The organism is Vreelandella subterranea (assembly GCF_900111305.1).
Classification (GTDB): Bacteria; Pseudomonadota; Gammaproteobacteria; order Pseudomonadales; family Halomonadaceae; genus Vreelandella; species Vreelandella subterranea.
This window is the reverse complement of record NZ_FOGS01000001.1, coordinates 476,277-488,711: the sequence shown is the minus strand read 5'-3', so window position 1 is coordinate 488,711 and position 12,435 is coordinate 476,277. Positions and strand designations below refer to the sequence as shown.

Below are 12,435 nucleotides of genomic sequence, written 5' to 3'. Positions count from 1 at the left end.
ACAGTATCTGTCACTGTAAGATGCAGAAAACTGTTGATACTTTTCTTTACGAAACGAAGAAAAGTAACTACGCTTAGACAGTAGCCCAGTGCAGGGCAAGGATGTTCTGCATTAGCAGGGATGATTCAAGATTCATTGGATGAGTCTAGAAGGCGGTCATACTGCCAGTCAGGGTAACGTCCACGGTTGGAGTCCCGCAAAAGGATTGGAAGCTGGTAAGCACCACCGCCTAAAATGATCACTGTCGAAGACCCCGCCAAGGCGGGGTCTTGTTTTTGCCAGCCTTTCAACAACGTCAGCTTTCCTTACTTTCAGCCTCTGTGTACTGGCCTTATGCATACTTCAAGAACGCTTGGTCACCGACTGGGCATGGCGATAGTGGTCGTCCCACATCAGCACTGCCCCGGCCACGGCACCGGGAATCAGGAACAGGTTGGCCAGCGGGATCCACGTCATCAGCGTAACCAGGCCGCCGTAGCTTAAGCTTTGCCACCAGCGAGCCGATAAGCGACCGCGCATATCGCGAAACGCTACCTTGTTGTTATCCATCGGGTAATCCAGATAGGTGATGGCCATCACCCAGGCCGAAAACAGCGCCCATAGCAGGGGTGCCAACAGGTTAAGCCCTGGAATCCAGCCAATCACGAACAGCAGTGCCGCACGGGGCAGGATATAACCCAGCTTGACCATTTCGCGGCCCAGCGCATCAATGGTCGTTTTGACCAGCCCCCGATCATCCAGAGGTTCACGCCCGGTGACCTGAACTTCAACTTTAGCGGCCAAGAAGCCGTAAAAGGGGGCTGCAATCAAGCTGGTCACCAGCGTGAAGGTAAAAAACACCACGACCAACAGGCTAAGCACGAAAAGGGGCCAGATAAGCCACGACAGCCAGTCCAGCCAACTGGGCACCATGCTCATCCAATGCGCCAACCAGCCCTCAAAGCGGTTTATCACAAAGCTGAACATGCTGACGTAGACCAGCAGATTGACCAGGATGGGTAAAAAGACATAACGCCTTAGCCCAGGCTTATAGACACAACGCGTGCCTCGGCTGATGGCAGTGAATGCATCCAGCATGAAAAAGTGTGACTCCTCGATAATGACAACGCCCTGGCTGCCGTGCAGCCAGGGCGTATTGCATGAGGAATCAGGGGGCAGGTCAAGACTTTTTCGGTGCTGCCTGCTGGTCCAGTGTCTCAGGATCGGTATGGCGGATATCCAGCCCCTTGACGAGGTAGACGACGTGCTCGGCCAGGTTATTGGCGTGGTCGCCTACCCGCTCCAGTGCGCGCAGCACCCACATGATGCTGAGTACCGAGGTGATCGAGCGCGAATCTTCCATCATGAAGGTCATCAAGGAACGCATGGCGCTGCCGTATTCACTATCGACAAACTCATCCTCACGCACGACCTGCATGGCCAGTTCGGTGTCGAAGCGGGCAAAGGCGGTCAGCGAATCGCGCAACATTTTACGCACGTGCTCGCTGATATGGCGCACTTCCACCAGCCCGCGAATGGTGTTGCTGCTCTCGCTCAGGCTGAGTGCATTGCGGGCAATCTTGCTGGCTTCATCGCCGATCCGCTCCAGGTCAGAGGTAGCACGGATGACGGCGAGCACCAGGCGCAAATCCGAAGCGGCCGGCTGACGACGCGCGAGAATACGCGTGCACTCGTCATCAATCTGCAGCTGCAGGTCATTGACCTGACGGTCGTTGTCGCGGACTTTCTCGGCCAGCCGTGAGTCACTTTCCAGGAGCGCGAAGACGGCGTCCTGGACCTGTTTTTCCACCATGCCGCCCATGGCCATCAGGTGGGTCTTGAGTTCTTCCAACTCGTGATTGAATTGGCGCGAGATATGCTGGCTGTGAGTATCGCTGGTAATGTCCATGGAGCCCTCCTAACGGGGTTGCGTCAACCTAAGCCATACGGCCGGTTATATAGTTTTCGGTTCGTTGTAGACGAGGATTAGTGAAAACGTGGTCGGTGGGTCCGTACTCTACAAGCTCACCCTGTTGCAGGAAGGCCGTGTAATCAGACACCCGGGCCGCCTGCTGCATATTGTGAGTCACCAACACTAACGTTAGCTGAGATTTCAGATTTCGAATCAACTCTTCGATCTTGAGGGTTGAAATCGGGTCAAGCGCCGATGCCGGCTCGTCAAGCAGCAGCACGTCGGGCTGCACCGCCAGCGTCCGCGCGATGACCAGGCGCTGCTGTTGCCCGCCTGACAGCTGCCAGGCAGAGCGATGCAAGCGGTCCTTGACTTCATCCCACAGGGCTGCCGAAGTGAGCGCCCACTCGATGATGTCGTCCCGTTGGCGCTTGGCGAGCCGTTTCTGCAAGCGCAGACCAAAGGCGACATTTTCGTAGATCGACATCGGAAAGGGGTTAGGGGTCTGGAACACCATGCCCACCCGACGACGCAGCTCTGTGACGTTCATTTCCGGCGCATGAATATTATGTCCTTCAAGGCTGATCTCACCGCTGTGGCTGACCGACTCATTAAGGTCATGCAAGCGATTGATCGCTCTCAAAAAAGTCGATTTGCCACACCCGGAAGGGCCGATAAAGGCCGTGACCCGGTGGCGCGGGACCTGCAGCGTTAGCCGTTGCAAAGCCGGTTTCCCTGCGTAGGCCAGGCTGAACTGGTCAATCTCCAGACAGCACTGATCCGCTGGAAAATGCGTCACGGGGGCCTGCGTGGCCTGATCGACGTGTCGAGATGCTAGCATTCGCTTCCTCGCTGACGACGTAGATGATGACGCAATAATATGGCAGTTAGGTTAAGCACCAATACAATCAGCACCAATAACAGGGCCGTGGCATAGACCAACGGGATCGCTGCCTGGACATCCTCGCCGTGAAAGGCGGTGTCAAACAGGTGATAGCCAAGATGCATAAACTTGCGTTCCAGGTGTAAGTAGGGAAATTCACCGTCGAGGGGCATTTGTGGCGCGAGCCTGGCGACACCCACCAGCATCAGGGGCGCAACTTCACCGGCCGCTCGCGCCACAGCCAAAATGACGCCGGTCAACATGGCGGGAGTGGCCATGGGCAGTACAATGCGCTTCAACATTTCAAACCGTGTGGCGCCGAGGGCCACCGCCCCCTCACGCTGGGCGTCGGGAATGCGCGCCAGCCCCTCTTCGGTGGCGACAATCACCACCGGCAGCGTCAACAGGGCGAGGGTTAACGATGCCCATAACAGGCCACCGGTACCAAAGGTGGGGGACGGCAGCGCGTCGTCAAAGAACCACGCATCCAGCGAACCGCCGATGCCATAAACAAAGACCCCCAGGCCGAAGACGCCGTAGACAATCGACGGCACCCCCGCGAGGTTGCGCACGCCAATGCGTACCAGGCGGGTGAGAGGCCCCTGGTGGGCAATCTCGTTGAGATAGATGGCGGCCAGCACGCCAAAGGGCGTGACAATCACCGACATCAAAATCACCATCAGCATGGTGCCGAAAATCGCCGGCCATACACCGCCGTCGGTGTTCGCAGCACGCGGCCCCTGACTTAAAAACTGCCAGACGTCGCTCCCCCATGCCTTCAACTTCTGGCCGACGTGCATGGCATTGGGCGCTTCAATGCGGAGCACGGTGGAAAGTGGCTGGCGCAGTGTATCGCCCTGGGGCGTGCGCAAGATGAGCTGAAAGCGAGCGCGCTGAGGCGCTGGTAGCGGCAGCGCTTGTTGTACCTGCTCCCATGCATCATGGCCGCTGAAACGCTCACCGCCCACCTCAACCGCTTCCAGGTAGCCAATAAAGTCGCCCCAGGTACGCCGTTTCAGGCGTAGCAATTCCGCGGGTCGTGTCTGCTGTTTGATAGTGTCGACAGGGACCCAGCGCCAGCGGGCGTCGTCGACATCGCGATTGCCCGTAAAGTAGAGGCGCTCGCTACCTGCCCGGTTGGGAAGCGGCAAGTCGCGGACCGCCTCGCCCGCCACCACATCGCCATTTTGCAGGGTGACTTCGTCCAATGCCGACGGCCAGAAATGGCCCAGGCCGCGTGTCAGCAGTAACGCCAGCAAGGCACCCAGCATTAGCAATGAGAGGGCCACACAGCCCGCGCAGAGCCATGGCCAGATGCCCTGTTGCATGGCGCTTTTCAGCCACTTCATGACGTATTCCCCAGGTGCTGGTAGCGACGGCGTAGCCTTTGGCGCACCAGCTCAGCCAGGGTATTGACCAGGAAGGTGAACAGAAACAGCAGCAGCGCTGCCAGCACCAGCATGCGATAGGTAGTGCCCCCTGCGGTGGCTTCGGGCAGTTCGATGGCGATAGCCGCCGCCATGGTACGCATGCCTTCGAAGGGGCTGGCGCTGAGCAGCGCTGCATTGCTGCTGGCCATCAGCACGATCATGGTTTCCCCCACCGCGCGGCCCGCGCCGATCATGACGGCGGAAAACAGCCCCGGCCCGGCAGCAGCGAGCGCCACTTTAACCACCGCCTGCCAACGGCTGGCGCCCAGGGCCTGAGCACCTTCCATCAGCGGGCGGGGCACCTCGTTGAGGGCGTCCTCGGCCAGGGAGTAGACGCTTGGGATCACGGCGAAGCCCATGGCCAGGCCGACAATCAGCGCATTACGGGTGACATAGTCGAGGCCGAATGCGACATGAAGATACTGGCGAAGATCGCCATCCCAAAAGGTTTGCTCTACCAGCGGTGTTAACCACAGGGCAAGGATGAACATGGCCATGAGCCACGGAATCAGCCATAGCGCTGCCCACGAAAGCGGCAGGCGTCGCTGCCAGCGGCGACTCGCCAGGTGCCAGACCAGGCCAGCGAGCCCGGCGCTGAGCGGCAGCCAGACGATGACCATCAGGGTGCTGGCCAGGTGGCGCTCGACCCAGGGGGCGAGCAGCATACCGGCGATAAAGCCGATGACCACCCCAGGGATGGCTTCCATCATTTCCAGTGTCGGTTTGATGCGGCTGCGCAGTCGGGCCGACATGAAAAACGCCGTATAGGCCGCTGCCCCAAGTGCCAGCGGCAGCGCAAACAGTAGCGCCATCAGGGCGGCTTTCAGCGTCCCCCACGCCAACGGCGAAAGCATGGCAAGCGAGTCCGTGCCGCTGTGCAGCAACAAGGGAGCGGCTTCCCAGACCAAGAATACCCCGATACCCAATATGGCCAGCAGCACGCCAATGCCTCCGGCAGTGATGATGCCGGTGGCGATGCGGTCCTGTAAGTGGCGAAGCGGCTGGGGAAAGAGCCGAGCGCGGGTCATGTGGCTATCATGGGCAAGGCAGCGGTAGGATCAGCGTTAGGGGTTGCATGCGATCTCCTTACGTTACGTGACCATTATGACAGTTAAATGACAGGGCCTGTTTACCATGGACGCTGAGCCTCCAAGTCGTCCAGAGGCAGCGGAACGAAACCCGACGCCCGGGTAATCAGCTGACCCTCAGCGGACAGGATGAGATCCAGAAACGCCTGCTCGGGGGAGGGTAACGATTTACCTGGTGGCAGGTTGACGTAGACATACAGGTAGCGTGAAAGCGGGTAGTCGCCACTTTGAATGGCGGTTTCGCTGGGTGGTACGGCGTTACCCTCTGGAGTCGTCAGGGCAAGTGCCTTTATTGATGGCGTCAAATGGTTATAACCGGAATAGCCCATGGCTGAATAGGACTCCCCTACGGCCGCGACGACCGCCGACGCGCCCATGTACTCGCTGATATCAGGCCGGAATTCACCGTCGCAGAGGACCCGTTGACGAAACAGGCCATAGGTGCCTGAGGTGATGTTACGCCCATGCAAGGCGATACGCCCTCTTGGCGCTGTATCGTCCTGGGTCAGGGTTTCCCAGCGGGTAATCGAGTGCGGGCTTCCGCAGGCCCGGGTGGTAGAGAACACCGCATCTACGTCCTCAAGCGAGATCGCCGCCAATGGGTTGTGGCGATGTACAATCACGATAAGCGCATCACGGGCGACGCGCAGCTCCAGCGGTGGGTAGCCGTAACGTTCGATAAAGGCATCACGCTCTGCCTGGGTCATGCGCCGAGACATGGGGCCGATGCGCGTGGTGCCTGCGAGCAAGGCCGGTGGAGCGCTGGCAGAGCCGCTGGCTTGAAATTGCACATTGATTTGCGGATATTGAGTGGTCAGCGCTTCGCCCCAGCGCAGCATCAGCCCGGCCATGGTATCCGAGCCGACAGCGCCCAGGGTGCCGCTTGCCGAAGGCCCCTGTGGCTGAGCCAAGCCGACAAGCGGGACGCTGAAAAGCAGCCAGGCTAAGCCCAGTACCGCGCGATATTTCATGCGAACAGCGAAACCGTTACTATTCAATCGAGTGCTCTCTTGTGATTAACTATCGACGTATTGCAATGCAGCAAGGTGCGCCTCAGACGGCCATCTGATTTTCACAATAATAAACCGACAAAGCGACCGACACATGACACTCCTGGATACTGATTTGGACGATGCGCCTGCTCCTCAAGGACAACTGACCCTCAAGCTATTGGCCTCGCGTCAGGATACCAACGTTTACGGCGATATTTCCGGCGGTTGGCTGGTCAACCAGATGGACCAGGCAGCCGAGCTGGCCGCTGGTCGTGAAGCCGGCGGGCGAACCGCCACCGTGGCCATCGAAGCAATGGATTTTTTAAGCCCGGTGCGGGTCGGGTCAATGGTGAGCTTCTACACCCAGCTTCAAGAGGTGGGGCATAGTTCCATGAAGATCGATGTGGAAGTTTGGGTTCGCGCCCTCCACGAACAGCATCCGGACGAGCGCCAAAAGGTCACCGAGGCTCGCTTTGTCATGGTGGCACTGGACGACAACGGCCGCATCCGCGCGGTGCATGACTGAACAGAGGTTGCCTGCAATCGTCCTGAAAGCAACGGTCCTAAAAAAGGACGCTTGAATAAGCGTCCTTTCTGCAGGCCTGTGCGTTGCGTAAACGCCTAGGCGCCTACATTATCGCGACTTTTCAGGTACGCGTATTCACCGATATCGCTGAACGGGCGGACGATTTTCTGGAACGCCGAATAGGATTCATACACCCGGCGTGATGCTTCATCGTCTTCCACCTGACGCTGGATAGCAGCCTGAGAGCTTTCATAGAGCGCCGCCATGACGTCTTCGGGGAAGGTGCGCAACTGTACATCGTGTTCGTCCACCAGGGCTTCGAGTGCCTGAGCGTTGCGGAAGGCGAACTCACTGTACATGGCCAGGTTCGAGGCGCGGGCGGCTTCGGTGACGACGGCTTTTAGGTCGTCGGGCAGCGCGTTCCAGGCGTCGAGGTTGATGGTGCCCTCGAGCACAGCCGAAGGCTCGTTCCACACTGAGGTGTAGTAATAGTCCGCCACCTGATGCAGGCCGAAGGCCAGGTCGTTATAGGGGCCGACCCAGTCGGCGGCATCCAATACGCCGGTTTGCAGCGAGGTAAAGATCTCCGAGCCTGGCATGTTGACGGTGCTCACCCCGATGCCGTTCATGGCTTCGCCGGCGAGTCCCGGCAAGCGCAGCTTGAGGCCCTGCATATCGTCCAGCGAGTTGATCTCTTTCTTGAACCAGCCCGCCATCTGCGGTCCGGTATTGCCGACGGCAAAAGGCTTCAGGTTGTGCTCGGCGTAGAGCTCATCCCACAGTGCCTGGCCGTCACCGTGATAAAGCCAGGCGTTCATTTCGGTGGTGGTCATGCCGAAGGGCACGGCAGTGAAAAACTGCGAAGCGGCGACCTTTCCGCGCCAGTAATATGACGCCGAGTGGCCCATTTCCGCAGTGCCCGCCGCCACCGCATCGAAGACCTCGAGTGCCGGTACCAACTCACCCGCGCCGTGGACGGTAATGGTCATGCGGCCGTTGGAAAGTTGCTCGACGCGGCGTGCAAAATCGTTGGCGCCGGTGCCCAGGGCAGGAAAGTTTTTCGGCCAGGAGGTGACCATGTCCCAGTGGTAGGTGTCGTCGGCGCGCGCCTGGGATGTGGATACGAAAGGGGCCGCAGCGGCCCCGGCGACGCCAAGGCTGGCGGTTTTGAGAAAGTGACGGCGTTGCATGATGAGCAAGACTCCAAACGTAATGTCGCTATTTTTATGGGGCGCACGGGCGCCGTGTCCGCCCGCAAGTATGCGTTAAGGCGAATTTTGCCTGCAAGTTTTCTGATCAATCCTCGCTGGCATCTTTCATGCGGTTGGCATGCCGCACCAGCCAGTAGCAGCCCCCAAGGGCCAGCACTGCGGCGGCCAGGGCGCCGATCTGCCAGGGGTCGATGGTTTCCATATCCAGCACCATGAACTTGCGCACCAGCGCCATGATGGCAATCAGCACCACGATCTCGACATGGATAAAGCCTTTGCCACTGGTCATTGTGCGCACGATGGAATTGTTGAATTCCATGGCAATCAGCACAGTAAGGATCATGTCGAATAGCGCCTGAAACACGCGATAGTCAAAGGGGTCACGGCTTTGAATGAATAACAGTTGCACCACGTGAATCACCAGATAGTACATGGCGACCAGCACGGCCCCGCCGATGGCCAGGGTCAGTATCAGCGAGATGATGCGTTCGAAACGGTGGTAGCCGCTCAATTCCGACCAGCCGTTGCAAACTTCGGGAAATAGGCGTTGTAAGCGTTGTTTCATAAGGCTCTCTTTGGGGCAGTAGGGGCGCAAGCCAAGATACGAAAGGGGTGCGTCACGAGTCGTTTAAAGCGGCGTCAGCTTGGCAAAGCCCAGCACCAGCCATTTAACGCCCTCGCCTTCAAAGCTGACCTGGACACGGGCGCGGGCACCTTCGCCTTCCGCATTAAGGATGATGCCTTCACCGAAGACCGGGTGTTCTACCCCCTGGCCAACATGCAGGCTGGGCAGGTCGTCGCTGCCCTCGACGCTTTGCTGGGCAAAGGAGGTGCGTGAGGCAGTGACCGGACGGGAAACATGCCCGCGCAGGCGCACTTCCTCGAGCAGGTGCGGGGGCAGTTCGCGCAGAAAGCGCGACGGGCGCGGAAACACCTCCTTGCCATGCAGACGGCGGGTTTCGGCGTGGGTGAGGTAAAGCTTCTGCATCGCGCGGGTCACGCCCACATAACACAGCCGACGCTCTTCCTCGAGTCTGCCCGGCTCTTCCAGCGACATCTTGTGCGGGAACAGCCCTTCCTCGACACCCGCAATAAATACCACGGGGAATTCCAGGCCCTTCGCCGAGTGCAGCGTCATCAATTGCACGCTGTCTTCAAACTCCTCGGCCTCGTGGTCACCGGCGTTGAGTGCCGCTTCGGATAAAAACGCTTCCAGCGCTGCCATGCCCTCACCGGCTTCCGGGGTCTCGAAGGCATCACCGTGGGTGAAGGCCCGGGCGGCGTTGACCAGCTCTTCGAGGTTTTCGACCCGTGCCTGGCCTTTTTCGCCGCGTTCGCTTTTATGATGTTCGATCAGACCCGTTTTGGCGGTCACGTGGTCAATGATGTCGTGCAGTGGCAGCCCGGCGGCGTCGTTATCCAGCTGCTCGATCAGGTTGGCAAACGCCTGCACCGCGTTGCCCGCGCGGCCTTTCAGCGTGCCGTCGTTGATCGCGTCGTGCAGCGCCTGCCATAGCGGGATGTTATTTTCCCGGGCGCGCAGGCGGACGATTTCCACCGTGCGGGTACCAATGCCGCGGGTGGGCACGTTGATCACCCGTTCAAGGGACGCATCGTCATCGCGATTGAGTAACAGGCGCAGATAGGCCAGGGCATTCTTGATTTCCAGGCGTTCGTAGAAACGGTGCCCGCCGTAGATACGATAGGGCATGCCCTGGCGTATCAGCGTCTCTTCCAGCAGCCGTGACTGGGCATTGGAACGGTAGAGAATCGCCATATCGCGCCGGTTGAGGCCTTCGTCGACTTTTTCCTTGATGGTGTCGACGATAAAACGCGCTTCTTCGAGGTCGTTAAAACCGGCGTAGACGGAGATGGGGTCGCCTTCGACGCCGTCGGTCCACAGCTGTTTGCCCATGCGCTGGCTGTTATGACTGATCAAGGCGTTGGCGGCATCGAGAATCGCGCTGGTGGAGCGGTAGTTCTGCTCAAGGCGGACCGTCCGGGTCTCGGGGAACTCCTGCTCGAAGCGGCGGATGTTTTCGACCTTGGCCCCGCGCCAGCCGTAGATCGACTGGTCGTCGTCGCCGACCACGGTCATCGGCGTCTGCATGCCGGTGAGCAGTTTCAGCCAGGCATACTGGAGCGTATTGGTGTCCTGAAACTCGTCGACCAGCAGGTGGCCGAAGCGCTCGCGGTAATGGGCCAGCAGGGCGGGGTTGTCGCGCAGCAGTTCCAGGCTTCTGAGCAGTAACTCGCCGAAATCGACCAGCCCGCCGCGTTCGCAGGTCAGCTGGTAACGTTCGTAGAGTTCGACCATCTGGCCCAGATAGCCATCGCCGTCCACATTGACCTGATGCGGGCGCAGGCCTTCTTCCTTACAGCCGGAAATGAAATGCTGTACCTGGCGCGGCGGAAACCGTTCGTCGTCGATGGCATAGTCTTTCAGCAGGCGTTTTACCAGGCGGAGCTGGTCGTCGGCATCGATGATCTGGAAGTGTTGCGGCAGCCGCGCGTCCTGCCAGTGGGTGCGCAGCAGGCGGTGGGAAATCGAGTGGAAGGTGCCCACCCATACGTGGCGCAACGACAACCCCAGCAGCGCTTCCAGCCGGGTACGCATCTCGCGTGCGGCCTTGTTGGTAAAGGTCACGGCCAGCAGCGCGTAGGGCGACAGGCCCTCGGCCTGCATCAGCCAGGCGATACGGTGCACCAGCACGCGGGTTTTGCCCGAGCCCGCGCCCGCCAGTACCAACAGATTACCTTGAGGGGCGCTGACCGCTTCGCGCTGGTCGGAGTTAAGCTGATCGAGTATCGCCGTGACGTCGTCCATATAAGCCGCTGCCGGGTCGAAAAATGGGCCGTCAGTTTAGCACAGCCAATGAACTGGCTGTGTATACAGGCATGGCATTTGCACGACTCAGTGCCGAGGGCAGGTCTCCGCGAGGGCGCTGTGAACCCATCCCTGGGCGCTACTTTCGCCATCTGACCGCCATGGATGCCGGAAATGTCGGGAATATTTTCCGGCCATGGCGAAAAACCCTCGCTTCAACCTGCCCTCGGACATGGGTTAGGAGTCTTCCGGGAAACGCAGCGAGTTAAGGCTCTTCTTCACCGACTTGAGCTGCTCGGCGAGTTTGGGGCCGCGGGTCTTGGCCACGCCCACCGCGAGCACGTCGACCAGGACCAGGTGGGCGATACGCGAGCTCATCGGCGTGTAGATTTCGGTGTCTTCGTGCACGTCAATATACAGCGGCAGCGTGACCTCTTCCGCCAGCGGTGAGTCGCTGGGGCACAGGCCAATCACCGTCGCCCCCGCTTCCCTGGCCAGGCGTACGCTTGCCACCAGCGCCTTGGTGCGCCCGGTTTGCGAAATGGCGACCACCACATCGCCTTCCTTGAGCGTCACCGCCGACATGTTCTGCATATGAGGGTCGGCATAGGCCGAGGTGGAAATCTGCAGGCGGAAAAACTTGTGCTGGGCGTCGAAGGCCACCGCCCCTGAGGCGCCGAAACCGTAAAACTCGACGCGGTTGGCCATCGCCAGGGCATTGACCGCGCGGCCCAGGGCATCGTTATCCAGGCGGTCCCGTACCGACAGCAGGGTGCCCACCGTCGAATCGAAAATGCTGTGGGAGAACTCGGCGACGGAATCGCTATCGTTCATCGAGAACTGGGCAAACTGGCTGCCGGTGGCCAGCATCTGGGCGAGCTGGAGTTTAAAGTCCTGGAAGCCATTGCAGCCCAGGGCACGGCAGAAGCGCACTACCGTGGGTTCGCTGACCTTTGCCTCGGTGGCAAGGTCGACGATCCGCATATGGATCACTTCCTCGGGATTGCGCAGTACAAACCGCGCCACTTTCTGCTCGGAGCGGCGAAAGTGCTCCATGCGGCGTCTCATTTCATCGAACAGGGCGCGACTCACGTTTAGCTCCTTAAAATAAAGCCGAGTAGCTCACTATATGGGCAAGCAAAGCATGCAGCCACCGTTGGGGTGGCGTTAGACGACTCTTTTTTCTAAGTGGTCATCATTTTGTCAAGTAGGTTATAGTAAAAACTGAAGTGCCGCACTGCATCATCTAACAGTCGTCACGGATGCAGGTGGACGTAGGCATATTCACCTGGAGGAACGTCGATCATGCGTAATGTCGAACGCATCACCTCGGTCAAGAGCGAACTGCTCGATATTTTCATGAGCATGGAAGTGGACGAACACGCCCAGCGTCGGCGGAGTGCCGCGCAGCGCAACCTACGCGCACGGCGGGGGATCGAGCTGCATCGGGAGTTTCAAGCGCTGTCGCGGGATATTGCCCCCTTGCCGGACGAAGACGAACGGCAAGAGAGCGAACTGCACTGATACGGCACTGAGAAAGGTGCCCAACGGCGATGCCTGACGTGAGGCCTCGCCGTTTAAAGCATC

The 12,435-nt window shown here is 59.4% G+C and carries 12 protein-coding genes; 2 read left to right on the top strand and 10 right to left on the bottom strand.

Going from position 1 to position 12,435, the window contains the following annotated elements; all coding sequences use genetic code 11:
• Positions 1 to 342 precede the first annotated feature (342 nt).
• The 6 genes from cysZ to BMX75_RS02185 all read right to left on the bottom strand — a co-directional run bounded on the left by cysZ (position 343) and on the right by BMX75_RS02185 (position 6,263).
• Positions 343 to 1,077 carry a sulfate transporter CysZ gene (gene cysZ / locus BMX75_RS02210; RefSeq protein ID WP_092824862.1) on the bottom strand — a complete coding sequence of 245 codons (735 nt, stop codon included), beginning with the start codon at positions 1,075 to 1,077 and terminating at the stop codon, positions 343 to 345.
• A gap of 82 nt (positions 1,078 to 1,159) precedes the next feature.
• Positions 1,160 to 1,888 carry a phosphate signaling complex protein PhoU gene (phoU, locus tag BMX75_RS02205; RefSeq protein ID WP_092824860.1) on the bottom strand — a complete coding sequence of 243 codons (729 nt, stop codon included), beginning with the start codon at positions 1,886 to 1,888 and terminating at the stop codon, positions 1,160 to 1,162.
• Between the two features lie 28 nt (positions 1,889 to 1,916).
• Positions 1,917 to 2,732 (bottom strand): phosphate ABC transporter ATP-binding protein PstB, encoded by an 816-nt coding sequence (gene pstB, locus BMX75_RS02200; protein WP_092824858.1) that lies wholly within the window; start codon positions 2,730 to 2,732, stop codon positions 1,917 to 1,919.
• Complete coding sequence (pstA, locus tag BMX75_RS02195) at positions 2,726 to 4,123, bottom strand: phosphate ABC transporter permease PstA (protein WP_092824856.1); 1,398 nt, start codon at positions 4,121 to 4,123, stop codon at positions 2,726 to 2,728. Before pstA ends, pstB begins: the two co-directional genes overlap by 7 nt.
• Positions 4,120 to 5,232 carry an ABC transporter permease subunit gene (locus BMX75_RS02190; RefSeq protein ID WP_092824854.1) on the bottom strand — a complete coding sequence of 371 codons (1,113 nt, stop codon included), beginning with the start codon at positions 5,230 to 5,232 and terminating at the stop codon, positions 4,120 to 4,122. The genes pstA and BMX75_RS02190 overlap by 4 nt, the downstream gene beginning before the upstream one ends.
• A gap of 101 nt (positions 5,233 to 5,333) precedes the next feature.
• On the bottom strand, positions 5,334 to 6,263 hold the full coding sequence (locus tag BMX75_RS02185; RefSeq protein WP_092824852.1) for a PstS family phosphate ABC transporter substrate-binding protein: 930 nt from the start codon (positions 6,261 to 6,263) through the stop codon (positions 5,334 to 5,336).
• A gap of 133 nt (positions 6,264 to 6,396) precedes the next feature.
• Between BMX75_RS02185 and BMX75_RS02180 the strand changes: the two genes are divergently transcribed.
• Complete coding sequence (locus tag BMX75_RS02180; protein WP_092824850.1) at positions 6,397 to 6,810, top strand: acyl-CoA thioesterase; 414 nt, start codon at positions 6,397 to 6,399, stop codon at positions 6,808 to 6,810.
• Between the two features lie 95 nt (positions 6,811 to 6,905).
• Here BMX75_RS02180 and BMX75_RS02175 read toward each other — a convergent pair whose 3' ends face one another.
• From BMX75_RS02175 to hexR, 4 genes are all read right to left on the bottom strand, one after another.
• A complete protein-coding gene (locus BMX75_RS02175) occupies positions 6,906 to 8,000 on the bottom strand; it encodes a TRAP transporter substrate-binding protein (RefSeq protein ID WP_092824848.1) in 1,095 nt (364 codons plus the stop codon).
• A 106-nt stretch (positions 8,001 to 8,106) separates the two neighbouring features.
• Positions 8,107 to 8,586, bottom strand: a complete 480-nt coding sequence (locus BMX75_RS02170; protein ID WP_092824846.1) for a phosphate-starvation-inducible PsiE family protein — start codon at positions 8,584 to 8,586, stop codon at positions 8,107 to 8,109.
• A 63-nt stretch (positions 8,587 to 8,649) separates the two neighbouring features.
• Positions 8,650 to 10,848 carry a DNA helicase II gene (gene uvrD, locus BMX75_RS02165; protein WP_092824844.1) on the bottom strand — a complete coding sequence of 733 codons (2,199 nt, stop codon included), beginning with the start codon at positions 10,846 to 10,848 and terminating at the stop codon, positions 8,650 to 8,652.
• A 237-nt stretch (positions 10,849 to 11,085) separates the two neighbouring features.
• A complete protein-coding gene (gene hexR / locus BMX75_RS02160) occupies positions 11,086 to 11,940 on the bottom strand; it encodes a transcriptional regulator HexR (protein ID WP_066316464.1) in 855 nt (284 codons plus the stop codon).
• Positions 11,941 to 12,153: 213 nt separating this feature from the next.
• Here hexR and BMX75_RS02155 point away from each other — a divergent pair, with 213 nt between their 5' ends.
• Positions 12,154 to 12,372: a PA3496 family putative envelope integrity protein gene (locus tag BMX75_RS02155; protein WP_092824842.1), complete on the top strand. Its 219-nt coding sequence runs from the start codon at positions 12,154 to 12,156 to the stop codon at positions 12,370 to 12,372.
• The last annotated feature ends 63 nt before the right edge of the window (positions 12,373 to 12,435 follow it).